This window comes from Rhodococcus phenolicus (assembly GCF_001646785.1).
Lineage (GTDB): Bacteria > Actinomycetota > Actinomycetes > Mycobacteriales > Mycobacteriaceae > Rhodococcus > Rhodococcus phenolicus.
The window spans coordinates 34,335-55,243 of the sequence record NZ_LRRH01000091.1 but is presented as its reverse complement, the minus strand read 5'-3'; the positions used below and the strand labels follow the sequence as shown (position 1 = coordinate 55,243).

25 protein-coding genes and 1 pseudogene are annotated in these 20,909 nt (G+C 69.6%); 13 read left to right on the top strand and 13 right to left on the bottom strand.

Annotated elements, in window-relative coordinates; all coding sequences use genetic code 11:
- The coding region (locus A8G15_RS23600; protein ID WP_169833932.1) for a MarR family winged helix-turn-helix transcriptional regulator at positions 1-377 on the top strand (377 nt) is incomplete at its 5' end.
- A 41-nt stretch (positions 378-418) separates the two neighbouring features.
- On the opposite strand, the gene A8G15_RS31500 is transcribed toward A8G15_RS23600, so the two are convergent.
- Positions 419-709: a nitroreductase family protein gene (locus A8G15_RS31500; protein WP_281180750.1), complete on the bottom strand. Its 291-nt coding sequence runs from the start codon at positions 707-709 to the stop codon at positions 419-421.
- Between the two features lie 155 nt (positions 710-864).
- Here A8G15_RS31500 and A8G15_RS23585 point away from each other — a divergent pair, with 155 nt between their 5' ends.
- Both A8G15_RS23585 and A8G15_RS23580 read left to right on the top strand, forming a co-directional pair.
- Positions 865-1,671 carry a TrmH family RNA methyltransferase gene (locus A8G15_RS23585; protein WP_068165262.1) on the top strand — a complete coding sequence of 269 codons (807 nt, stop codon included), beginning with the start codon at positions 865-867 and terminating at the stop codon, positions 1,669-1,671.
- Positions 1,668-1,946, top strand: coding sequence for a DUF2537 domain-containing protein (locus A8G15_RS23580; protein ID WP_068165261.1), 279 nt, complete (start codon positions 1,668-1,670; stop codon positions 1,944-1,946). The genes A8G15_RS23585 and A8G15_RS23580 overlap by 4 nt, the downstream gene beginning before the upstream one ends.
- Positions 1,947-1,962: 16 nt before the next feature.
- On the opposite strand, the gene A8G15_RS23575 is transcribed toward A8G15_RS23580, so the two are convergent.
- The 4 genes from A8G15_RS23575 to A8G15_RS23560 all read right to left on the bottom strand — a co-directional run bounded on the left by A8G15_RS23575 (position 1,963) and on the right by A8G15_RS23560 (position 6,219).
- Positions 1,963-2,670, bottom strand: a complete 708-nt coding sequence (locus A8G15_RS23575; RefSeq protein ID WP_156665531.1) for a DUF6928 family protein — start codon at positions 2,668-2,670, stop codon at positions 1,963-1,965.
- 12 nt (positions 2,671-2,682) lie between these two features.
- On the bottom strand, positions 2,683-3,594 hold the full coding sequence (gene sepH, locus A8G15_RS23570) for a septation protein SepH (RefSeq protein WP_211270228.1): 912 nt from the start codon (positions 3,592-3,594) through the stop codon (positions 2,683-2,685).
- A 236-nt stretch (positions 3,595-3,830) separates the two neighbouring features.
- A complete protein-coding gene (gene serC, locus A8G15_RS23565) occupies positions 3,831-4,952 on the bottom strand; it encodes a phosphoserine transaminase (RefSeq protein WP_068165259.1) in 1,122 nt (373 codons plus the stop codon).
- Positions 4,953-5,091: 139 nt separating this feature from the next.
- Positions 5,092-6,219 (bottom strand): citrate synthase 2, encoded by a 1,128-nt coding sequence (locus A8G15_RS23560; protein WP_068165258.1) that lies wholly within the window; start codon positions 6,217-6,219, stop codon positions 5,092-5,094.
- Positions 6,220-6,433: 214 nt separating this feature from the next.
- Here A8G15_RS23560 and pdxH point away from each other — a divergent pair, with 214 nt between their 5' ends.
- From pdxH to A8G15_RS31985, 6 genes and pseudogenes are all read left to right on the top strand, one after another.
- A complete protein-coding gene (gene pdxH, locus A8G15_RS23555) occupies positions 6,434-7,087 on the top strand; it encodes a pyridoxamine 5'-phosphate oxidase (RefSeq protein WP_068165257.1) in 654 nt (217 codons plus the stop codon).
- Entirely contained in the window at positions 7,084-8,343 is a 1,260-nt protein-coding gene (locus A8G15_RS23550; protein ID WP_068165256.1) for an MFS transporter, read from the top strand. The genes pdxH and A8G15_RS23550 overlap by 4 nt, the downstream gene beginning before the upstream one ends.
- A gap of 102 nt (positions 8,344-8,445) precedes the next feature.
- Entirely contained in the window at positions 8,446-9,372 is a 927-nt protein-coding gene (locus A8G15_RS23545) for an aldose 1-epimerase family protein (RefSeq protein WP_068165274.1), read from the top strand.
- Positions 9,373-9,664: 292 nt separating this feature from the next.
- On the top strand, positions 9,665-10,963 hold the full coding sequence (locus A8G15_RS23540) for a citrate synthase (protein ID WP_082900116.1): 1,299 nt from the start codon (positions 9,665-9,667) through the stop codon (positions 10,961-10,963).
- Between the two features lie 36 nt (positions 10,964-10,999).
- Positions 11,000-11,347 (top strand): annotated as a pseudogene (locus A8G15_RS31990) (FKBP-type peptidyl-prolyl cis-trans isomerase); the annotation flags it as partial.
- A 9-nt stretch (positions 11,348-11,356) separates the two neighbouring features.
- The gene (locus A8G15_RS31985) at positions 11,357-11,722 is read left to right on the top strand and encodes an FKBP-type peptidyl-prolyl cis-trans isomerase (protein WP_245687970.1); all 366 of its coding nucleotides are present in this window, start codon (positions 11,357-11,359) and stop codon (positions 11,720-11,722) included.
- 54 nt (positions 11,723-11,776) lie between these two features.
- On the opposite strand, the gene A8G15_RS23530 is transcribed toward A8G15_RS31985, so the two are convergent.
- The 4 genes from A8G15_RS23530 to A8G15_RS23515 all read right to left on the bottom strand — a co-directional run bounded on the left by A8G15_RS23530 (position 11,777) and on the right by A8G15_RS23515 (position 14,834).
- A complete protein-coding gene (locus tag A8G15_RS23530) occupies positions 11,777-12,061 on the bottom strand; it encodes a hypothetical protein (RefSeq protein WP_068165254.1) in 285 nt (94 codons plus the stop codon).
- A 90-nt stretch (positions 12,062-12,151) separates the two neighbouring features.
- Positions 12,152-13,468, bottom strand: a complete 1,317-nt coding sequence (locus A8G15_RS23525; RefSeq protein WP_068165253.1) for a sensor histidine kinase — start codon at positions 13,466-13,468, stop codon at positions 12,152-12,154.
- Positions 13,468-14,154: a response regulator transcription factor gene (locus A8G15_RS23520; protein ID WP_068165252.1), complete on the bottom strand. Its 687-nt coding sequence runs from the start codon at positions 14,152-14,154 to the stop codon at positions 13,468-13,470. Before A8G15_RS23520 ends, A8G15_RS23525 begins: the two co-directional genes overlap by 1 nt.
- Positions 14,151-14,834 carry a TetR/AcrR family transcriptional regulator gene (locus tag A8G15_RS23515; RefSeq protein WP_245687969.1) on the bottom strand — a complete coding sequence of 228 codons (684 nt, stop codon included), beginning with the start codon at positions 14,832-14,834 and terminating at the stop codon, positions 14,151-14,153. The genes A8G15_RS23520 and A8G15_RS23515 overlap by 4 nt, the downstream gene beginning before the upstream one ends.
- 91 nt (positions 14,835-14,925) lie before the next feature.
- On the opposite strand from A8G15_RS23515, the gene A8G15_RS23510 reads away from it, so the two are divergent.
- Positions 14,926-16,725, top strand: a complete 1,800-nt coding sequence (locus A8G15_RS23510; protein ID WP_068165248.1) for an acyl-CoA dehydrogenase — start codon at positions 14,926-14,928, stop codon at positions 16,723-16,725.
- 4 nt (positions 16,726-16,729) lie between these two features.
- Here the strand turns inward: A8G15_RS23510 and A8G15_RS23505 are convergent, their stop codons facing one another.
- The 4 genes from A8G15_RS23505 to A8G15_RS23490 all read right to left on the bottom strand — a co-directional run bounded on the left by A8G15_RS23505 (position 16,730) and on the right by A8G15_RS23490 (position 19,140).
- The gene (locus A8G15_RS23505) at positions 16,730-17,218 is read right to left on the bottom strand and encodes a hypothetical protein (protein WP_068165245.1); all 489 of its coding nucleotides are present in this window, start codon (positions 17,216-17,218) and stop codon (positions 16,730-16,732) included.
- Between the two features lie 58 nt (positions 17,219-17,276).
- Positions 17,277-17,762: a CinA family protein gene (locus A8G15_RS23500; RefSeq protein WP_068165244.1), complete on the bottom strand. Its 486-nt coding sequence runs from the start codon at positions 17,760-17,762 to the stop codon at positions 17,277-17,279.
- Positions 17,755-18,531 carry a pyrimidine reductase family protein gene (locus A8G15_RS23495; protein WP_068165242.1) on the bottom strand — a complete coding sequence of 259 codons (777 nt, stop codon included), beginning with the start codon at positions 18,529-18,531 and terminating at the stop codon, positions 17,755-17,757. The genes A8G15_RS23500 and A8G15_RS23495 overlap by 8 nt, the downstream gene beginning before the upstream one ends.
- Before the next feature lie 102 nt (positions 18,532-18,633).
- A complete protein-coding gene (locus A8G15_RS23490) occupies positions 18,634-19,140 on the bottom strand; it encodes a flavin reductase family protein (protein ID WP_281180749.1) in 507 nt (168 codons plus the stop codon).
- Between the two features lie 74 nt (positions 19,141-19,214).
- On the opposite strand from A8G15_RS23490, the gene A8G15_RS23485 reads away from it, so the two are divergent.
- From A8G15_RS23485 to A8G15_RS23475, 3 genes are read left to right on the top strand one after another with little or no spacing between them, the layout of a single operon-like run.
- Positions 19,215-20,285 carry a YihY/virulence factor BrkB family protein gene (locus A8G15_RS23485; RefSeq protein ID WP_068165240.1) on the top strand — a complete coding sequence of 357 codons (1,071 nt, stop codon included), beginning with the start codon at positions 19,215-19,217 and terminating at the stop codon, positions 20,283-20,285.
- Positions 20,282-20,701, top strand: a complete 420-nt coding sequence (locus A8G15_RS23480) for a phage holin family protein (RefSeq protein ID WP_068165238.1) — start codon at positions 20,282-20,284, stop codon at positions 20,699-20,701. Before A8G15_RS23485 ends, A8G15_RS23480 begins: the two co-directional genes overlap by 4 nt.
- Positions 20,698-20,907, top strand: coding sequence for a DUF3618 domain-containing protein (locus A8G15_RS23475; RefSeq protein ID WP_068165236.1), 210 nt, complete (start codon positions 20,698-20,700; stop codon positions 20,905-20,907). The genes A8G15_RS23480 and A8G15_RS23475 overlap by 4 nt, the downstream gene beginning before the upstream one ends.
- The last annotated feature ends 2 nt before the right edge of the window (positions 20,908-20,909 follow it).

Here is a 20,909-nt window from a genome sequence, read left to right as displayed (position 1 = left end):
CCTGCGGCGGCATGTGCGGGGGGAGACGCACCGATTCGCGCAACGTGTCCAGACTGTGCTGTCGAGCTGTGTCAGGCGATCGGAAAGCGATGACCCCCGGGGCACTTGCAGCGCGTGAGAAGGTCCAGCCACCGTCGATGACGCGCGTCATCGCATCGCTCAACGATCTCGGTCTGGTGGAGCGGACACCGCATCCGACCGACGGCAGGCAGATCATCGTCGACCTGTCCGAGCCGGGACGGGATCTGCTGCGCGACGAGGCGCAGGCGCGGGAGGCATGGCTGACCGAACGCCTGAAACAGCTCGATCAGAACAGTCTCGACACGTTGCGCGATGCGGTGGTCATCCTCACCGCGCTGGTCACCGACGACAAGTGACGAGTCGCCCGGCGGGATCTCGCTCTCCGTGAAGGCGTGCGTCACCTCTCATTGGCCGGTTCGGACGCCGAGCACGAACGCGACCAGGGCGATGCCGATGTCGTCGAGAGCGAGCACCCGGCCAGACCGGTCGTCTCCGCCGTGAGGTAGAGGTTCTGCAGGACCGCGCCCGCCTCGACGTGCACGGTCCGGTAGTGCCGCAGCGCGTACCGGCCGAACGCGACATCCGTCCTGGCGGTCGGCACGATCACGACCGGGAACCGGTGGGCGAACTCGGGTGCAGGAACGTCGCCGCGACGTGCCCGGTGTGCACGGCCCCGAGGCGATCGCAGCCGCCCGCGCGCGGGACCGTGGCCGTCGCGTGGTGCAGAACCGTCGCGAGGGCGGCCCCGTCCGGGGCCGGCGCCGCGTACTCTTCCGTTGCCGCACGGAACGCTCGTCCGACACCCGGGTCCGGACGAAATTCTGTCCTGGCAGAATTGTCGTCGTGGTTCACGTCATCGACATCGACGATCCCGCCGATCCGCGGCTGGACGACTTCCGCGATCTCAACTCGTCGGATCGCCGCCCCGACCTGCCGGACGGCAAGGGACTGGTCGTCGCCGAGGGCGTGCTCGTCGTGCAGCGCATGCTCGACTCGCGGTTCACGCCGGACAATCTCCTCGGCGTCGATCGCCGGCTCGGGGAATTGGCCGACGACCTGCGCGATGTCGACGTGCCGTTCTACCGCGCCTCCGCCGAGGTGATGGCGGAGGTCGTCGGGTTCCATCTGAACCGGGGTGTCCTGGCCACCGCGTCGCGGCCCGAACCGCTCGATCTGGGCGACGTGCTCGAGAAGGCGATGACCGTCGCCGTGCTCGAGGGCGTCAACGACCACGAGAACATCGGCTCGATGTTCCGCAACGCCGCCGGGCTCGGCGTCGACGCGGTGCTCTTCGGGAAGGGTTGCGCCGATCCGTTGTACCGCCGCGCCGTGCGCGTGTCCATGGGACACGTGCTGCGCGTGCCGTTCGCGCACGTGCCGAACTGGCCGTACGACCTCGATCAGCTGCGCGGCCGGGGTTTCCAGCTGATCTCGCTCACCCCGAACCCGGACGCCGTCACACTGGCCGAGGCGATGACGGGGGAGAAGGTCGCCCTGCTGCTCGGCGCGGAAGGACCGGGGCTGACCGAGCACGCGATGCGTGCCACCGACGTGCGGGCGCGAATCCCGATGGCGCCGGGCACCGATTCGCTCAACGTTGCGACCGCCGCCGCGATGGCGTTCTACGAACGGGTGCGGATCCCGCGATGACCCGTCCGTCCGCTCCTTCCGCGACACCGTGGGCAACCGGTCTGGCACTCACCGCGTTCGCGCTCGTCGCCACCGTCGTGACGGTCGTCGCGTTCGGTTCGGTGCTGACGCGCGTCAGCCCCGCGCTCGCTCTCGGCGTCAACGTCGTCGCCGGGGCCGGCGTCGCCCCGACACTGTGGGTGTGGAGCCGGGTTCCCCTGTGGCGGTGGGTGGCCGTCGGTGTCGCCGCAGGCGTTCCGGTCGGATGGCTGATGCTGCTGGTGGCGTTGCTCTGACGTCCGGGGCGCGGTGTCACCGCAGCCGGTGCCACCACCGACGTCGTTGTTCCCCGGGTGTCACGGAATCCGGTGTGGCCGGCGGTGTCTCGCCGTCGCGGTAGAGCCCGAACCGCCACACCTCGATGCCGGCCGGATCCAGCCCGCCGGTGCCGGCGCCGATGTACCGGAATCCGAGCCAGGAGTCGTTGGCGGTTTCGACCAGCCGGCGGGGATGGAACGGCAGGGCCTGCGGTGGAGCGGGGAGATGGACGGGCCACCGCACGGGATGGTCACCCGCCCAGAACGGGCGCTCCCACACGAACGGCACACCGTGGTCCTCGAAGATGTCGACGGTCGTCGCGCTGAACGCCCGCCGCAGCTCCCCGTGGTGCCACTGGGCGAACGCGCCCCATGCCCGCGGTGGATCCGACCGGATCAGGTAGGTGTGTTCCGAACCCAGTGTGTGCGTCCAGGTTTCGGGGGTTTCCGACGGCTGTCGCTGGGGCAGGTCGGGACTGCACACGACCGTGACACCCGGATAGCTACCCACGTACACCCGGTCCGGCTCGGCGCACGCGGCGGCCTCCACCAGCGGAACGCGTTGCATCGGAACCGAATTCAGATTCGGGTAGAGACGTCCGACGAGTGCATGTGCGGAATCGCGGTCCGGATGCCCGGAACGCAGCACCATCGCCGGTTCGGGGGCGTCGACATACCAGAGGGTCGAGACGGACGCCGCCACCGGGGCCGTCCCTCAGGCGCGTCCGTTGCTGCGCACGCCGAGGAGCACGTCGTCCCAGGACGGGAGGGCGGGCTTGCCGCGCTTGTCCTTGCCCGGCGTGTGCTGCGGTGCCAGCTTCGGCTGCGGATCGTCGTCGTACGCCTCCTCGGCGTCCTCGACGGGCTGATCGAATGATCGGGTGTCGGCCTCGGCGGTGACCGCCTGCTCGACCCGGTCCGGCTCGGCCCGATCCAGGATGATCGGCTCCGCCGCGGCCGGAACTCGATCGCTCACGGTGTCGGTGTCGAGGGTGTCGTCGACATCCCGGGCCGAGTACACCGGCGTCAGGTACCGCAGCGGGCGTGCGCAGTCCGGGTCGACGAGCTCGCTCGCGATGTCGTCGAGGGCCACGATCGTGCCGCCGTGCGCGTCGGGCTGGTACCGCCAGTGCGCGCTGTTCGTGGAACGTCCTGCGTGCCACTGCAACTGGGCAACCCAGTGACCGTCGTCGTCGCGCCATGCGTCCCACGTGGCTACGTCGATGTTGTGTCCGCGGGCGCGGAAGGCCTGCGAGACGACCTCGAGCAGCGTTTCGACCGCGGGACCGTCGGGGCGGACGGGGTGCCCGTTCTGCGCCATCTCCGCCGCCCGGGACCGCTCGAGCAGTACGGGGTAGGCGAAACGCTCGACCTTCGCCATCGGGATGCCGGCTTCCTCGGCGACCTGCTCGACGGATGCGCCGCCGCGGATCCGTGCCTGGATCTCGCGGGGGCGGAGCTGGCTGGTGGTCTCGATCTGAATCTGGCCGAGACGTGCGAGGTCGCCGCGGGATGCGGCGCGCAGGGTGTCGTCGACCGGGATGCGGAACTTGTCGCCGGTTGCGGGATCCGCGAGCACGACGTGGGATCCGTCGGGCTCGAGGCCGACCACTCGAAGCTCTCGCACCTTGACCTCCTCGCGCCGGTTCGCGATTGACCCGCCCGACTGTAACGGAACGGCGGGGCCGGGGTGGCCGGGACACGCCGCGCCGCGCCGTGCGGATTGTCGTGCAACCTCGCTCGGGACGCGCTATGGTGCTGAGTTCGCCGAAAGTCTCGACCATTGGTCGAGAGTTGGTGTGAGGGCCCGAAAACGGGGGAGGACCGGACCCGCCGGGCCCGGTCCTCCCCCGTGACGTGAACTCAGAGCTGGCCGACGACCCAGTCGATGCTCTTGGTGAGCTGGGTGACGTCCTCGGGGTCGATCGCCGGGAACATACCCACACGCAGCTGGTTACGGCCCAGCTTGCGGTACGGCTCGGTGTCGACGATGCCGTTGGCGCGCAGGATCTTCGCGACCGCCGCGGCGTCGACCGAATCGACGAAGTCGATGGTGCCGACGACCTGCGACCGATCGGCCGGATCGGCGACGAACGGCGTCGCGAACTCCGAGGCCTCGGCCCACTCGTACAGGCGCGACGACGAATCCTTGGTGCGCGCGGTCGTCCAGTCCAGACCGCCGTTGCTGTTCATCCACTCGATCTGATCGGCGAACATCAGCAGCGTCGCGAGCGCCGGGGTGTTGTACGTCTGATCCTTGACCGAGTTGTCGATCGCGATCGGCAGGGACAGGAACTCGGGCGTGAACCGGCCCGACTCCTTGATCTCGGCGACACGCTCGAGCGCGGCCGGGCTCATCAGCGCGACCCAGAGGCCACCGTCGGCGGCGAAGCACTTCTGCGGAGCGAAGTAGTAGGCGTCGACATCGGCGATGTTCACCGGCAGGCCGCCGGCACCCGAGGTCGCGTCGATAGCGATGAGGGCCTTCTCCGAACCCGCCGGGCGAGAAACCGGCACCGCGACACCGGTCGAGGTCTCGTTGTGCGCCCAGCCGATGAGGTCGACGTCACCGTCGGCGACGATCTCCGGAGCCGAACCCGGCTCCGCCGACACGACGACCGGGTCGCCGATGAACGGGTTCTTCTTCGCCACCGACGCGAACTTCGACGAGAACTCGCCGTAGGTGAAGTGCTGCGACCGCTCACGGATCAGACCGAACGCCGCGGCGTCCCAGAACGCGGTCGACCCGCCGTTGCCGAGGACGACCTCGTAGCCCTCGGGCAGCGAGAACAGGTCGCGCAGACCGCCGCGCACCCGCGCGACGACGTCCTTGACCGGCTTCTGGCGGTGGCTGGTACCGAACACCGAGGCGCCGACGTCGACCAGCGACTGCAGCTGTTCGGGGCGAACCTTGGAGGGGCCACAGCCGAAGCGGCCGTCTGCGGGCTTGAGGTCGGCGGGAATGATCGGTGAAGCGTCAGCCATCGGAATGCGTGTCCTAAGCGTCGAGGGACATGTGCACAGGTAGTTTAGACCGCTCACACGGCGGGGCCCGACACAGCTTGTGCCGGGCCCCGATGTCACTCCTGCCGACCGCGCCCCGGGAAACGGGCGGTCGCTGCGCTCAGCGGTGCGCGATCGCGTCCCAGCCGTCGACGCTCTCGGGGGAACGCGGATCGGGGCCGGTGTAGATCGCGGCCGGCCGGACCAGCTTGCCCAGGCGCTTCTGCTCCAGGATGTGCGCGCACCAGCCCGCGGTCCGTCCGCACGTGAACATCGCGGGCATCATCGCGGCCGGGACCTCGGCGAAGTCCAGGATCACCGCCGCCCAGAACTCCACGTTCGTCTCGATGGCCCGGTCCGGACGGCGTTCACGCAACTCGGTGAGCGCGGCCTGCTCCAGGGCGGCGGCGACCTCGTAACGCGGCGCGTTCAGCCGCTTGGCGGTGTTGCGCAGCACCCGGGCCCGGGGATCCTCCGCGCGGTACACGCGGTGACCGAAGCCCATGAGCTTCTCCTTGCGGTCGAGGATGCCCTTGACCAGTGCGCGGGCGTCACCGGTGCGTTCGGTCTCCTCGATCATCGGCAGCACCCGCGCGGGCGCGCCGCCGTGCAGCGGGCCGGACATCGCGCCGACCGCGCCGGACAGGGCCGCCGCGGCGTCGGCACCGGTGGAGGCGATGACGCGAGCGGTGAACGTCGAGGCGTTCATACCGTGCTCGGCGGCCGACACCCAGTACGCGTCGATCGCGGCGGTGTGCGCCGGATCCGGATCACCCTTCCAGCGGACCATGAACCGCTCGGTGACGGTCTTCGCCTCGTCGATCCGCTTCTGCGGCACCGCAGGTTGGTAGATGCCGCGCGCGGACTGCGCCACGTAGGACAGGGCCATCACGGCGGCGCGCGCCAGGTTGTCGCGGGCGGTGTCGTCGTCGACGTCCAGCAGCGGCTGAAAGCCCCAGATCGGCGCGAGCATCGCCAGGCCGGCCTGCACGTCGACGCGGACGTCGCCGGTGTGGATGGGGAGGGGGAACGGCTCGGCCGGATGCAGTCCCTGCCCGAACTTTCCGTCCACCAGCAGCGCCCACACGTCGCCGAAGGTGACGCCGCGATCGACGAGGTCCTCGATGTCGACACCGCGGTAGCGCAGCGCGCCGCCGTCCTTGTCCGGTTCGGCGATGTCACTGGTGAAGGCAACGACGCCTTCGAGGCCGGCGACGAAATCCTCGGGTACTGCCGCGCGCGATGCCATGACGGTGGATTCTCCTTGTCTGCGTGCAGCCCGGTCCGGGCCGCACTGCCTGTGAAGCGGGGCGCCGGAATGTGATGGTCGCCCCACCCGATGTCGTCGAACAAAACTGTAGACCTCACCGCTGGAGGTCGAACCCGGAGTCTCCGGAGTAGCGTCTTCGCCCGTGTCGTCCGATCCACAGAACCGACCCCGTAGGCCCGGCGAGCTCGCCGCGATGCGCGTCGACTACGCGCACGCCCGCCCCGGAGGGGCCGCGTCCGCCGACGCAGACCTCGAACCCGAACACCTCGCCGGAGGCTGGCTGCCGCTGCTGCGGCGCTGGCTCGCCGAGGCGGTCGCCGCGGAGGTACCGGAACCGAACGCCATGGTTCTCGGCACCGTCGACGAGGACGGACGTCCGGTGACCCGCACCGTGCTGTGCAAGGACATCGACGCGGACGGCGTCACCTTCTTCACCAACTACGAGTCGAACAAGGGCCGTCAGCTCGCAGCCCGGCCGTACGCGTCGGTGACGTTCGCGTGGCTGCCCGTGCACCGGCAGGTCACCGTGCGCGGACCGGTCACCCGGGTGTCCGCGGAGGAGACCGCCGAGTACTGGCACACCCGGCCGCGCGGCTCGCGCCTCGGCGCGTGGGCGTCGCAGCAGTCGCGGCCGATCGAGTCCCGTGCCGCGCTCGAGCAGGCCATGGTCGAGGCCGGCGATCGCTACGGTCTCGACGAGGACATCCCGGTCCCGCCGTTCTGGGGTGGGTTCCGGATCAGCCCCGAATCGGTCGAGTTCTGGCAGGGCCGCCCCAACCGGCTCCACAACCGGGTGCTCACCCGGCTCGTGGACGGGCAGTGGTCCACCGTGCGGCTCCAACCGTGAGACGGCTGCTCGCCGACACCACCCCGCTCCGCAACCCCGACTACCGGCGCCTGTGGTGGGCCGGTGTCGTCACCACGATCGGTGCGCAACTGAGCGTCGTCGCGGTGCCCCAGCAGATCTACGAGATCACCCGCAGTTCCGCGTACGTCGGCCTGACCGGTGTGTTCGGGCTCGTCCCGCTCGTCGTGTTCGGGCTGTGGGGCGGGGCACTGGCCGATGTCATGGACCGGCGCCGGTTGCTCACCATCACCACGACCGGCCTGGGCGTCACGTCGCTGCTGCTGTGGGCGCAGGCCGCGGCGGGACTGGACAACGTGTGGGTGCTGCTCGGGTTGTTCGCGCTGCAACAGGCGTTCTTCGCGGTCAATCAGCCGACGCGGGCCGCGATCATTCCGCGGCTGCTCCCGGCGGGGAAGATCGCCGCGGCGACCTCACTGAACATGACGGTCGTGCAGTTCGGGGCGATCGCCGGGCCGCTGCTCGCCGGGGTCCTCATCCCGGTGCTGGGGCTGGCCGCGATGTATCTGCTCGACACGATCGCGCTGCTCGCGACGCTGTGGGCGGTGGTGCGGCTGCCGGCGATCCCGCCGCTCGGGGAGACCACCAAGGCCGGGCTGCGCGCGGTGATCGACGGATTCCGGTACCTGTCGACGCAGAAGATCCTGCTCGCCTCGTTCGTCGTCGACATCGTCGCCATGGTCTTCGGCATGGCCCGCGCCCTGTTTCCGCAGATCGCGCACGAGTCGTTCGGTGACCCCGTGACCGGTGGATTCGCCCTCGGCCTGCTGTTCGCCGCGATGTCCGTCGGCGCGGTGCTCGGCGGCGTGTTCTCCGGCTGGCTGCCGAGGGTGCGCCGACAGGGTCTGGCGGTGATGGTGTGCATCGCCCTGTGGGGTGTCGCGATGATCGGTTTCGGTGTCACCGTGGCCTTCGCCGAACCCGGTGACAGCGCCCTGCTGTTGTGGATTGCGTTGGCGTTCCTGGCATTCGGTGGTGCGGCCGACATGGTGTCGGCCGCGTTCCGCTCCACGATGCTGCAGACCGTCGCGACCGACGAGATGCGCGGCCGGCTGCAGGGCGTGTTCATCGTGGTCGTCGCCGGTGGACCCCGCATCGGCGACGTCGCGCACGGTATCGCCGCGGCGGCGGTCGGCACTGCGATCGCGGCGGCCGGCGGCGGTGTGCTCGTCGTGATCGGCACGGTGATCTGTGTGCTCGCGTTCCCCGCGTTCGTGCGGTTCCGGACGGCGGCGTAGCCGCCGGTGTGCCTTTGTGGCGGTCAGGGCCGCCACAACGGCACACCGGAGCGAAGCTCCGATTCGGTGGTGGGGAGCGGCACAGCCGTGGAAACTGTGGACATGTCCGATCCGAGGGATTTCGGTATCCAGAGGGACGGGTACCGGGCGGAGGTGTCCAATGCCGGCGGTGCGTTGCGGCTGCTCGAGCACGACGCGCCCGACGGTGCCTACCGGCTGACGGAGAGCTGGCCCGCCGGCGAGCGTCCGCCGCTGTACTCAGGTGTTGTCCTCGCCCCGTGGCCCGGCAGGGTCCGCGACGGTCACTTCTTCTTCGACGGCATCGAGCACCAGCTCGCCCTGACCGATCCGCAGCACGGCGCGGCGCTGCACGGATTCGCGTGGTCCATGAACTGGGAAGTGTTGTCGCACAGCGAGACCAAGGTCGTGCAGGCGCTCGAGGTGGGGTTGCACAAGGGCTGGCCGTACCAGTTGCGGCTCACCGTCACCCACGAACTGGGGCCGGGCGGGCTGACCGTCACCCACACCACGACCAACATCGGCGGCTATCACGCCCCGTTCGGGCTGGGCGCGCACCCGTACCTGCGTGCCGGTGCCTCCGACCTCGACGACTGCACCCTGCAGATCGCCGCCGGCACCCGGCTGCCCGTCGATCCGGAGCGGTCCCTGCCGAACGCGTATTCGCAGCCCGTCGTCGACAGCGACTACGACTTCACCACGCCGCGGTCGTTGCGCGGGGTCACGCTCGACACCCCGTTCAGCGCCCTCGACGAGGACGTCGACGGCCGGGTACGCCACGACCTGCTCGGCCCGGACGGTCGAGGGGTGCGGTTGTGGACCGGCCCGGGTCTCGGGTGGGTGCACGCGTCGATCACCGATCCGGATCCCGGTTATCCGGGCCGTGGACGCGCCCTCGCGCTCGCACCGTCGACGTGCCCGCCGGACGCGTTCAATCTCGGTATCGACATCGTCGTGTTGCAGGCCGGTGAATCGTGGACCGGGCAGTGGGGGCTCAGCGCGCTGGTGTGAGCGGCGGGCCGGGCCGGGCGACGTTCCGAAAGGACACGCCGGGGGTGCCTCACCGGTGGCGATCCGGTATCGTGATATCGATTTGCGTGGAGTGTTGTCGCAGGTGAGCGGCATGCACGTCCGTAGGTGCGCGCCGATCGCCCGGCCCGACGAGGGTTCGCCTCCGCTACGCGTGGGTAGCCGTTCCGGGACTTTCGACCGACCCTCCCTGGGCACCGTCCCCGGCCAGCGGCTAGGTTCTACGTGAATGTTCGGAATTTTTTCGTAGGTCTGAGCTTGAGAGGGATCCTTCGTGCCCGCTGAGAATGACACCAACTCCACCCTCAGCTACCCCGGTGGCGAGCACACGATGTCGATCGCCAAGGCGACGGAAGGCAATGACGGTATCGAGCTGGGCAAGCTCCTTGCTGCAACCGGGTACACCACCCTTGACCCCGGTTTCGTCAACACCGCCTCCACCACCTCCGCGATCACATACATCGACGGTGAGAAGGGCATCCTGCGTTACCGCGGGTACCCGATCGAGCAGCTCGCGGAACGGTCGACGTTCATCGAGGTCAGCTACCTGCTGATCTACGGTGAGCTCCCGACCGCGGAGCAGCTCGAGGTCTTCACCGACAAGATCCGCCGCCACACGCTGCTGCACGAGGATCTCAAGCGCTTCTTCGACGGCTTCCCGCGCAACGCGCATCCGATGCCGGTCGTCTCGAGCGCCGTCAACGCCCTGTCGGCGTACTACCAGGACGCTCTCGACCCGGACGATCCGGAGCAGGTCGAGCTCTCGACGATCCGCCTCATGGCGAAGCTCCCGACGATCGCCGCCTACGCCTACAAGAAGTCCGTGGGCCAGCCGTTCCTGTACCCGGACAACTCGCTGTCGCTGGTCGAGAACTTCCTGCGCATGACGTTCGGTTTCCCGGCCGAGCCGTACGAGATCGATCCCGAGATCGCTCAGGCGCTCGACATGCTGCTGATCCTGCACGCCGACCACGAGCAGAACTGTTCCACGTCGACGGTGCGCCTGGTCGGTTCGTCCGACGCCAACCTGTTCACGTCGATCTCCGGCGGCATCAACGCACTGTGGGGCCCGCTGCACGGTGGCGCCAACCAGGCCGTGCTCGAGATGCTCGACACCATCAAGGGGTCCGGTGGCGACGTCGGCGAGTTCGTGCGCAAGGTCAAGAACAAGGAAGACGGCGTGAAGCTCATGGGCTTCGGTCACCGCGTCTACCGCAACTACGACCCGCGTGCCGCGATCGTGAAGAAGACCGCCGACTCTATCCTCACCAAGCTCGGTGCCGGCGACGAACTGCTCGAGATCGCCATGAAGCTCGAGGAAGCCGCGCTCACCGACGAGTACTTCATCGAGCGCAAGCTGTACCCGAACGTCGACTTCTACACCGGTCTCATCTACCGGGCGATGGGCTTCCCGGATCGCATGTTCACCGTGCTGTTCGCGCTCGGCCGCCTGCCCGGCTGGATCGCGCACTGGCGTGAGATGCACTCGGATCCGACCCTGAAGATCGGCCGCCCGCGCCAGATCTACACCGGGTACACCGAGCGCGACTACGCCGCCATCGACGCGCGCTGACCCGCGCCCGACGCAACCTCGACTAGGAGGACACGCATGAGCAAGCCCGAGATCGAGTTCCAGGAGGGTCCCGCACCCACCGAGCTCGTCATCAAGGACCTGGTGGTCGGCGACGGTGCCGAGGCCACGCCCGGCGCGAAGGTCGAGGTGCACTACGTCGGCGTCGAGTTCGACACCGGCGAGGAGTTCGATTCGTCGTGGAACCGCGGTGAGTCCATCACGTTCCCGCTGGCCGGTCTGATCGCCGGGTGGCAGGAGGGCATCCCGGGCATGAAGGTGGGTGGTCGTCGTCAGCTGACGATCCCGCCGGAGCTCGCGTACGGCCCGGCCGGGTCGGGTCACCAGCTGTCCGGCAAGACGCTGGTCTTCGTCATCGACCTGCTCGACGTGAAGGTGCCGCCGGCGGTCCCGGTCGTCGAACCGGCCACCGGTCCGGCGCCGGCCGAGCTCGTCGTCGAGGACATCACCGTCGGAGACGGCGCAGAGGCGCAGCCCGGCGCGGTCGTGGACGTGCACTACCACGGCGTCGAATACGACACGAACGACGTGTTCGACTCGTCGTTCACCCGCGGCGAGTCCGTGAAGTTCCCGCTCGGGCGCCTGATCCCGGGGTGGCAGGAAGGCATCCCGGGCATGAAGGTCGGGGGCCGCCGCAAGCTCACGGTTCCGCCGGAGCTCGCCTACGGTCCCGCCGGATCCGGGCATCCGCTCGGCGGCAAGACCCTGGTGTTCATCATCGACCTGCTGGGCACCAACTAGATCGATCCCACGACGCCCCGCATCGCAACTCGCGATGCGGGGCGTCGTGCGTGTTCAGCGTTCCCGGACCAGCGTGCCCGTGGCGATGTCGCCGCGCCGGTGGCCGTCACCGTCGGTGGTGAAGAGCCACAGGCCGTCGTCGCACCGCAATCCGTCGAGCCGAGAGCCCGGCGACTTCTCGTCGATGCGGATGACGCTGCCGTGGTCGTCGACGATCGCGACATCGCAACGACCGTCGTCGCTGCGGTGCGGTGGGTCGGCGGTGGCGGTGCCGGCGACCCCGAGGAACGACAGTGCGCCCAGGGTCGTGACGGCAAACAACCTGCGGCTCTTCGGCATTCGGTCCTCCTGGGGCGATCGGTGATCCGGTACGTCCCATGCTGCTCGCCGGCGGCGCCGCCGCGAACCCACCCGAGGTGTGGGTCCGGCTCACCTTGCCGGGCCGGCGATACGCACCGACAGGCGCGCCCCGCCGAGAGGCGAGTCGTCCAGCCGTGCGGTGCCGCCGTGCAGCGCCGCTTGCTGTGCGACGAGGGCGAGCCCCAGCCCCGACCCGGTGCGGGACGCGCCCGCGCCGCGCCGGAACCGCTCGAAGACGGCCTCGCGCTCGCCGGCGGGAACACCCGCACCGTCGTCGTCGACGGTGAAGACCGTGTCCGGACCGTCCGCGGCGACCGTCAGGCGGACGCGCCGGGCGCCGCCGTGCCGGACCGCGTTGGCGATCGCGTTGTCGACGACGAGCCGCAGGCCCCCGGGCAACGCCGGCACGAGCCGACCGGGTTCACCGTCGACATCCACCGTCAGCCCCGGATGCCGGCGCCGGGCATCGGCGGCCGCCGCGTCGCAGATCTCCACCGGATCGGTGTCCACGAAATCGTCCGCGCTCGACAGGTCGCCGCGGGCGAGACGTTCGAGGTCGTCGAGGGTCGATTCGACGCGGCCCTGGGCGCGGCTCAGATCGTCGAGGATCTCGCGGCGGTCGCCGGCGGTGAGGTCGTGGGTCGAGAGCACCTCCAGGTCCGTACGCATCGCCGTCAACGGTGTCCGTAGTTCGTGGGCAGCGGCGGCCGCGAAATCCCGTGCGGTCGCGAGCGCCGCATCGGTCGTGGCCTGGGCCTCCGCCACGTCGGCGAGCATCGATCCGGCGGCGGAGGCGAGTTCGTCGGCTTCGCGGATGCCGGACCTGCGGGGTGTGAGATCCGGGTCTCGCGCGGCGATCCGGCGGGTGAGGTCCACGAGAGGTCGTACCGCGCGGCCTCCGAAGATCCAGCCGAGCCCGGTGGCGACGGCGATTGCGCACAGCCCTGCGACGGCCAGCTGCCGATGCTGGGTGGTGGTGATGTCCTGGGCTTCTGCGTACGGGACGGCGACCGACATGCGGGCACGGGTCGCCTCGACCGGTGCGGTGACCGCGCGGTAGCGGACATCGCCCACCGTGACGGTGTGAGCGCCCAGGTCGAGCTCGGGGAGCTGTGTCGGTGTGCTGGTGCGCACCTCACCGTCCTTGTCGGAGCGGATCGTCACGGCGAACGCACCGGCGTCACCGAGTGCGGGCAGGAACAACCCGGCGGTCCCGGCGTTGGCGACGAGTACCTGTGCGGCGGTGTCGAGGCGGCGGTCGAGCTGGGCGAGGTTGTTGCGGGTGATCTCGAACGCGACGAGCGCCCCGAGCACTCCGACGACGACGGTCGTGCCCAGCGCCGTCGCCGCCGCCACCCGCGAGCGCAGGGAGAAGCGCCGGTCCATCACGATTCCCGCATCACGAAGCCGACCCCGCGCACCGTGTGCACGAGGCGGGGTGCGCCGCCGGCCTCCAGCTTGCGGCGCAGGTAGCCGACGAACACGTCCACCACGTTGGTGTCGGAGTCGAAGTCGTAGCCCCACACCAGCGACAGCCGCCGATCGCGGGAGAGCACGATCCCCGCGTTGCGTGCCAGCACCTCGAGCAGTTCGAACTCGCGCTTGGTCAATTCGATCGGGTTCCCGCGGAGGTGCACGCGGCGACCGGCGGGATCGAGCTCGAGATCGCCGACCCGCACGGTCGCCGACGGCGCACCGCCGGGGCGGCGCCGCAGCATCGCCTTGACCCGGGCGACCAACTCGGCCAGCACGAACGGTTTGGTGAGGTAGTCGTCGGCGCCGGATTCGAGTCCGGCGATGCGGTCGTCGACGGCGCTGCGGGCGCTGAGTACACAGATCGGGATGTCGTCGCCGGCCTCGCGCAGCGCGGTCACCACGCCGGTGCCGTCGAGAACCGGCATGTTCATGTCGAGGACCATCGCGTCGGGCCGGTGCTGTTCGACGACGTCGAGCGCGTCGCGGCCGTCGGTCGCGGTGAGGACCGTGAATCCGGACAGGCGCAGTCCGCGGCGCAGCGACGCGAGCACGTCCTCGTCGTCGTCGACGACCAGGACGGTGGCGGGGGCGGTCATGTGGGCATTCTGCCTCGTGGGGCCGTGCCCTGCGGGACGCCGAGCATGGACAGCACGAGCTCGACGTAGTTGCCCGCCAGCGCGTCGACGTCCATCCGGCCGGGCTGGTACCAGCGGGAGACGTCGATGCCGAGCGAGAGCATCGCCAGCGCGGCCGTGGGGACGTCACCGACGGTGAACACACCCGCGTCGACACCGCGCTGGATCTCGTCGCGGATCACCGCGTCGGTGGCCCGCCGGATCTCGGCGATCATCCGGTAGTGCTCGTCGGTGAGGGCGTGCAGTTCGTATTGGGCGACACGGCACATCGTGTGGTGCTCGGCGTGGATGCGCACGAACCGGTCGACGATCGCGCGGACCCGGTCGACGGGTGTCCCGGCGCCGTCGGCGGCCGCGGTGATCGTGTCGAGGACGAACCGGTGCCCGATACGGCTCGCCTCGAACAGCACCTCCTCCTTGGAAGGGAAGTGCACATAGAGCGCGGCGGGGCTCAGCCCCGCGCCGACCGAGATGTCGCGGGTGGTGGTGGCGTGGTAGCCGCGTCGGGCGAACGAGTCCACCGCCGAGAGCACGAGGCGCCGGGCCACGTCGGACGTGACACCGGTCAGCTCCAGCGGGACGGTCGAGGGATCTGCCGCGACTGTGTCGCCGGGTCCGGCGGGTGCGTTGCTGTCGGTCATAGGGTCCGTCCTGGTCCATCGGGTGCTCGTTGACATCATGCACCGCCGCCGGTTTACTAAGTGAGCGCTTAGTCGTCCTGAAAGGATAGCCATGCCCGCTCCCGTCCTGTCCCGGCGCGACCTCGACTTCCTGCTGTACGACTGGCTCGACGTCGTGTCGCTGACCGACCGCCCCTACTTCGCCGAGCACTCCCGCGAGACGTTCGACGGCATCCTCGACCTCAGCGCCGACCTCGCCACCAAGCATTTCGCCACGCACAACAAGAAGGCCGACGCGAACGAGCCGCGCATCGGCGAGGACGGGCGCGTCGAGATCATCCCCGAGGTCAAGGAGGCTCTCGACCAGTTCGCGAAAGCAGGCCTGATCTCGGCGAGCTTCGACGAATCGCTCGGCGGCATGCAGCTGCCCGTGTCCGTGCTGCGCGCGGCGATGGCGTGGTTCCAGGCAGCGAACGCAGGCACCTCGTCGTACCCGTTCCTCACCGTCGGCAACGCCAACGTCATCGCCACCCACGGCACCGAGGAGCAGGTCGCGATGTTCGTTCCGTCGCTTCTCGAGGGCCGCTTCTTCGGCACCATGTGCCTGTCCGAGCCGCAGGCCGGCTCCTCGCTCGCCGACATCACCACCAAGGCGATCCCGCAGGACGACGGCTCCTACCGCCTGACCGGTACCAAGATGTGGATCTCCGGCGGCGACCACGAGCTCACCGAGAACATCGTGCACCTCGTGCTCGCGAAGATCCCCGGCGGCCCCGCGGGGGTGAAGGGCATCTCGCTGTTCATCGTCCCGAAGTTCCTCGTGAACGCCGACGGCACGCTCGGCGAACGCAACGACGTCGCGCTCGTGGGCCTGAACCACAAGATGGGCAACCGCGGCACCACCAACACCCTGCTCAACTTCGGCGACGGGTCCTTCTCCCCGGGCGGTCGCGAGGGCGCGGTCGGCTATCTGCTCGGCGAGGCGAACAAGGGCCTGTCGTACATGTTCCTGCTGATGAACGAGGCGCGGATCGGCGTCGGATTCCTCGCGACCTCCCTCGGCTACGCCGGGTACCTGCAGTCGCTCGACTACGCGCGCACCCGCACCCAAGGGCGTCCGCTCGCCGCCAAGGATCCCGCCTCCCCGCAGGTCCCGCTCATCGAGCACGCCGACGTCCGGCGCATGCTGCTCGCACAGAAGGCGTACGTCGAGGGCGCCCTCGCGCTCGGGCTGTACTGCTCCAAACTCGTCGACGAGGAGCGCAGCGCCGCCGACCCCGACGCCCGCGACCGCGCCGGCCTGCTGCTCGACGTGCTCACCCCGATCGCGAAGTCGTGGCCGTCGCAATGGTGTCTCGAAGCCAACAGCCTCGCCATCCAGGTGCACGGCGGCTACGGCTACACCCGCGAGTTCGACGTCGAGCAGTTCTACCGCGACAACCGGCTCAATCCGATCCACGAGGGCACCCACGGCATCCAGGGCATGGATCTGCTGGGGCGCAAAGTGATCATGAAGGGCGGCGCCGGTCTGGCGCTGCTCGGCGAGACCGTCGCCGCAACCGTCGCGAGAGCGCGGGCGGCCGGGGGCGACGCCGCCGAGTACGCGCAGCAGCTCGAAGCGGCCGTCACACGTGTCGGTGCCACCACCGCGACGCTGTGGGCAGGTATGGATCCGGAACTGGCGCTGGCGAATTCGTCGGTCTATCTCGAAGCGGTCGGGCACGTGGTGGTCGCGTGGATCTGGCTCGAACAGCTGCTCGCCGCCGGCGACCGCGAGGGTGCGTTCTTCGACGGCAAGCGCGCCGCCGCCAGGTTCTTCTACCGTTTCGAACTGCCGAAGACCGGACCCCAGTTCGATCTGTTGGACAGTCTCGATCGCACGACGCTCGACATCTCGACCGACGCGTTCTGACGTATCACCATGTCACGGTGAGCGATTCGCCGACCGGGAGCGCATGCCACCGGTCGGCGTAGTCGTCGAAGTAGACCACGATCCGCTCGACCACGGGCGGGATCGGATTGCGGATGACGTACGCGGGCAGTGATTTCGCGAATCCGCGCCGCACCTCCCACACCGGAACCGCGATGCCGGCCAGCTCCTCCGACCGTGCCATGTCCGACTTCGCCCGGTCGGAGGACTTGACGCCCTTGGACTTCCGACGACGAGCGGCTTTCGTTCGTTCGGCGGGATCGGCCGGCCAGAACAGGCCGTTGTCGCCGGCCGCGAGTTGCCCGAACACCCCGAGCTCGATCCCGGCCTCCCGTTCGACGAGCAGGTGCACCAGATCGTGCGGCAGATACGGATGGCCACCGGGTCCGTTGCGCGGAGCCAGCGCGGCACCGGCCTCCCGGCGCACGGCGATGTCGTAGCTCGTGCCGGGACCCTTCGTGAACACAACGCGCATGGTCGTACGGTAGACGGGGCACGGGACCGTACGCATCCGGTTTTCCCGTGCCGCCCGGTCAGGCAGAGGCCCGCTCGACCAGCAACTCCAAGGCGTGCCGCACCGTCTGTGCCAGTACATCCTCCGGGTCGCCGTCGTAGTGCTTCTCCTCGTAGCGGGTGCCGTCCGCACCGGTCGTCGCGAAACACACCGTGCCCGGCGGCCGTCCGTCCTGGGGATCGGGACCACCGGCCCCGGTCACCGCGACGACCAGATCCGCCTCCAGCAGTCGCGCGGTCGTTTCGGCCATCGCGCGTGCCGCCGCCTCACACACCACCGGACCCTCGGGTACCTCCAGCAGACCGTGTTTGACGGACCGGGAGTACGCGACGATGCCGCCGCGGAACCATTCCGAGCTGTTCGGTCCGGCGCCGAGCCGCGCCGCGATCGACCCGGATGTCAACGACTCCGCGCACGCCACCGTGGATCCACGGTCGGCCGTGAGGTCGGCGAGCCGTTCGATCAGTTCGTCGGACCGGCGCGTGCCGTCGGACACATCACTCATTCGAGTCCCCTTTCCCGTTGCCGGACCGGACCCACCGGCCCAGCAGTGTCCCGTCGTCGTCGGCCAGCAGGTGCTCGCGCCGCATCGACGTCGGTACCGACACCGGGGCGGTCGCGATCCGGCCCGCCGCACCGGCCGCCAGCATCGGCGCGAGCGTCAGGCACAGTTCGTCGACCGACCCGTCTGCGATCAGGGTGCCGAACAACCTCGGTCCGCCCTCACACAGCACCCGCCGCCAGCCAGCGCCGTCGAGCGCCGCGACGAGGGCGGCACCGTCGATCTCGTGCTCGGCGACGACCCGCACATCCGCACCGGCGTCGATCAGCGCGCGCCGCTTCGAGTCGGATACCCGGGCGCTGGTGAACACAACCGGAGGCACGAAGGTGTCGGTGAACAACCGCATCCGTGGATCGAGGTCGCCGGTCGCGGTCACCACGACGATCGGCGCGATCTCGGGCAGACCGGCCGCCGCGCGGCGCTCGCGCAGTGCCGCACTCGTGCGCGCACCCCCGTAGTTCTCACCGCGGGCCGTGCCCGCGCCGACAACGATGACCTCGGCGAGCTCGCGCAGCATCCCGAAGACCTTCTTGTCGGCTGGGGTGCCGAGACCGCCGGACCGGCCGTCCACCGCGACGGCACCGTCGAGCGACGACACGAAGTTGACGCGGATCCACGGCCGATCCGATTCGGGGGGATAGGCATAGAGGGCGCGCAGACCGGCGTCGTCGAGGGTGCGGCTGGGGTCGGTCGGGTCGTCGAGGCGGCGCATCTTCCGATCAGACCACGGGTATCCGCGGTGCCGCCAGTCAACCGCGGTGACGATCGCGGGGGAGGACGACCGGCGAGCGAGCGGATGCCCGGAGAACAGGTCTCACGCGTCGTGGCCGGCGTCGATGTCGCGGACGTCGCGGAACGTGACGAGATCGGTGAGGTCGCCGCGGAGTTCACCGAGATCGGGGGCGAGCAGGAAGCCCACGTGGTCGCCGAGTTCGAACCGGCCGAGGATCTCACCGGTGAACCACGCGGCGGTATCGTCCAGGATCGGCAGCCCGTGCGGACCTTCGCTCCACCGGCATCGCGCGAACTTGTCCACTTCGTCGCCCGTCTCCCCGCCGAACAGCGTCGCCAGGGGCAGATGCCGCCGGTCGAGGACGTGCACGGCGAGATGATCGGCCGCGGTGGCCACCCGGAAGGTGCGGTTCTTGTCGGACAGGCCGACCAGGAACCGCGGCGGATCGATCCCCGCCTGTGTGGCGAACCCGACCAGGCACCCGCTGCGCTCGTTTCCCGCACGGGTGGTCACCACGAACATCGGATAGTCGAGCCGGTCCACGACCGAGGAGAACCCGTCGCTCGAACCGCTGATGGCATCGGACACGACCGAATCGTACGTGGCATGCCCCGGAGGCGCGCGAGTTTGATTTGCGGGCGGCAGCGGGTACTCGTCCGGCCATGACGGTCGACGAAGGTTCGGGACGCGCCGATGGGACGGTGGCGCCCGACGATCCCAGCAAACCGGACTCCCCGACGGATCTGACGAAACCGTCGTGGAAGTACGTGCTCCGCAGGACCGTTCGCGAGTTCGGTCGTGACCAGTGCACGGACCTCGCCGCCGCCCTCACCTATTACGCGGTGCTGTCGCTGTTTCCCGCCCTGCTCGTGGTGGTGTCGCTGCTCGGTGTGGTGGGGCAGGGACGATCCACGGTCGACGGCATGCTGCAGATGGTCGAAGATCTCGGTCCCGCCTCGGCGGTCGACACCCTGCGTGACCCCGTCGAACAGCTGGTGAACGCTCCGGCCGCGGGATTCGCGCTGATCGTCGGTGTGCTCGGCGCCCTCTGGACCGCATCGGGATACGTCGGTGCGTTCGGACGCGCGATGAACCGGATCTACGAGATCGACGAGGGCCGGCCGGTGTGGAAGCTGCGACCGCTGATGCTGCTCGTCACCGCGCTGGCGCTCGTCGCGGCCGGTGCGACCGCGGCGATGCTCGTGATCAGCGGCCCGGTCGCACGTGCCCTCGGCGACGCCGTCGGGCTCGGCGACACCGCGGTCACCGTCTGGAACATCGCAAAATGGCCGGTGATGCTCGTACTCGTTGTCGTGATCGTGGCGGTGCTCTACTACGCGACACCGAATGTGGCACAGCCGAAGTTCCGGTGGCTGAGCCTGGGAGCGGTCATCGCGATCGCCACCTGGATCGCCGCGTCCGTGATTCTGGCCTTCTACGTCTCCAACTTCGGCAGTTACGACCGCACGTACGGTTCGCTCGCCGGCGCGGTGATCTTCCTGCTCTGGCTGTGGATCACGAATCTCGCCCTGCTGTTCGGGGCCGAGTTCGATGCCGAACTCGAGCGGGGCCGCCAGCTCCAGGCGGGGATCGCCGCGGAGAAGTCGCTGCAACTGCCCGAACGCGACACCCGGGCGAGCGAGAAGAACGACGCGAAACTCGAGGAACTCGTCGAATACGGACGACGACTGCGCACCGGCGCCGACGACAACACGGAAGGAACCCGACGATGACGAACCCCGGCGACCGCCCCGTGGCGGAACAACCCGCCGACCTGTCGACCGCGGAACTCGTCGAGCGGCTCACCACCCAGGTGTCCACGCTCGTGCGCACCGAGGTCGCCCACGGACTCGACGAGGTGAAGGCGAAGGGCACACGGATCGGGATCGGAGCGGGAATCTCCGGTGCCGGAGCGCTGGTGCTGTATCTGGGGCTCGCGACGCTCGTCGCGGCCGGTGTGCTGGGACTGGCGACGGCGCTCGACCCTTGGCTGGCGGCGCTGATCGTCGCCGTCGTGGTGCTCGCGATCGGCGGTGTCCTCGCCGCGATCGGTGCGTCGAAGGCGAAGAGCGCCGCGCCACCCGTGCCGGACCGCACCGTCGACAGTGTGCGCGCAGACGTCGCCGCCGCGAAGGGAGCAACCCGATGACCGAGCCCGATCTCGAACGGCAGCGCGCCGAACTGGCCGCGACCGTCGGCGAACTCACCGACCGCCTCGACGTGCCCACCCGGGTGCGGACAGCTGCGGAACGTCGCGTCGCCGCCGTCCGCGACCGTCCCGGAGTCGTCGCAGCGATCGGGGGTGCGGTCGCGGTGGCCGGCGCCGCCGTGCTGATGTGGCGACGGCGGCGCTGAGC

Coding starts and splice junctions, on each gene's coding strand:
- A8G15_RS23580 (WP_068165261.1), top strand. CDS start 1,668: ATGACCCGTCCGTCCGCTCCTTCCGCGACACCGTGGGCAACCGGTCTG.
- serC (WP_068165259.1), bottom strand. CDS start 4,952: ATGGCTGACGCTTCACCGATCATTCCCGCCGACCTCAAGCCCGCAGAC.
- A8G15_RS23560 (WP_068165258.1), bottom strand. CDS start 6,219: ATGGCATCGCGCGCGGCAGTACCCGAGGATTTCGTCGCCGGCCTCGAA.
- pdxH (WP_068165257.1), top strand. CDS start 6,434: ATGCGCGTCGACTACGCGCACGCCCGCCCCGGAGGGGCCGCGTCCGCC.
- A8G15_RS23545 (WP_068165274.1), top strand. CDS start 8,446: ATGTCCGATCCGAGGGATTTCGGTATCCAGAGGGACGGGTACCGGGCG.
- A8G15_RS23530 (WP_068165254.1), bottom strand. CDS start 12,061: ATGCCGAAGAGCCGCAGGTTGTTTGCCGTCACGACCCTGGGCGCACTG.
- A8G15_RS23525 (WP_068165253.1), bottom strand. CDS start 13,468: ATGGACCGGCGCTTCTCCCTGCGCTCGCGGGTGGCGGCGGCGACGGCG.
- A8G15_RS23520 (WP_068165252.1), bottom strand. CDS start 14,154: ATGACCGCCCCCGCCACCGTCCTGGTCGTCGACGACGACGAGGACGTG.
- A8G15_RS23515 (WP_245687969.1), bottom strand. CDS start 14,834: ATGACCGACAGCAACGCACCCGCCGGACCCGGCGACACAGTCGCGGCA.
- A8G15_RS23510 (WP_068165248.1), top strand. CDS start 14,926: ATGCCCGCTCCCGTCCTGTCCCGGCGCGACCTCGACTTCCTGCTGTAC.
- A8G15_RS23505 (WP_068165245.1), bottom strand. CDS start 17,218: ATGCGCGTTGTGTTCACGAAGGGTCCCGGCACGAGCTACGACATCGCC.
- A8G15_RS23500 (WP_068165244.1), bottom strand. CDS start 17,762: ATGAGTGATGTGTCCGACGGCACGCGCCGGTCCGACGAACTGATCGAA.
- A8G15_RS23495 (WP_068165242.1), bottom strand. CDS start 18,531: ATGCGCCGCCTCGACGACCCGACCGACCCCAGCCGCACCCTCGACGAC.
- A8G15_RS23485 (WP_068165240.1), top strand. CDS start 19,215: ATGACGGTCGACGAAGGTTCGGGACGCGCCGATGGGACGGTGGCGCCC.
- A8G15_RS23480 (WP_068165238.1), top strand. CDS start 20,282: ATGACGAACCCCGGCGACCGCCCCGTGGCGGAACAACCCGCCGACCTG.
- A8G15_RS23475 (WP_068165236.1), top strand. CDS start 20,698: ATGACCGAGCCCGATCTCGAACGGCAGCGCGCCGAACTGGCCGCGACC.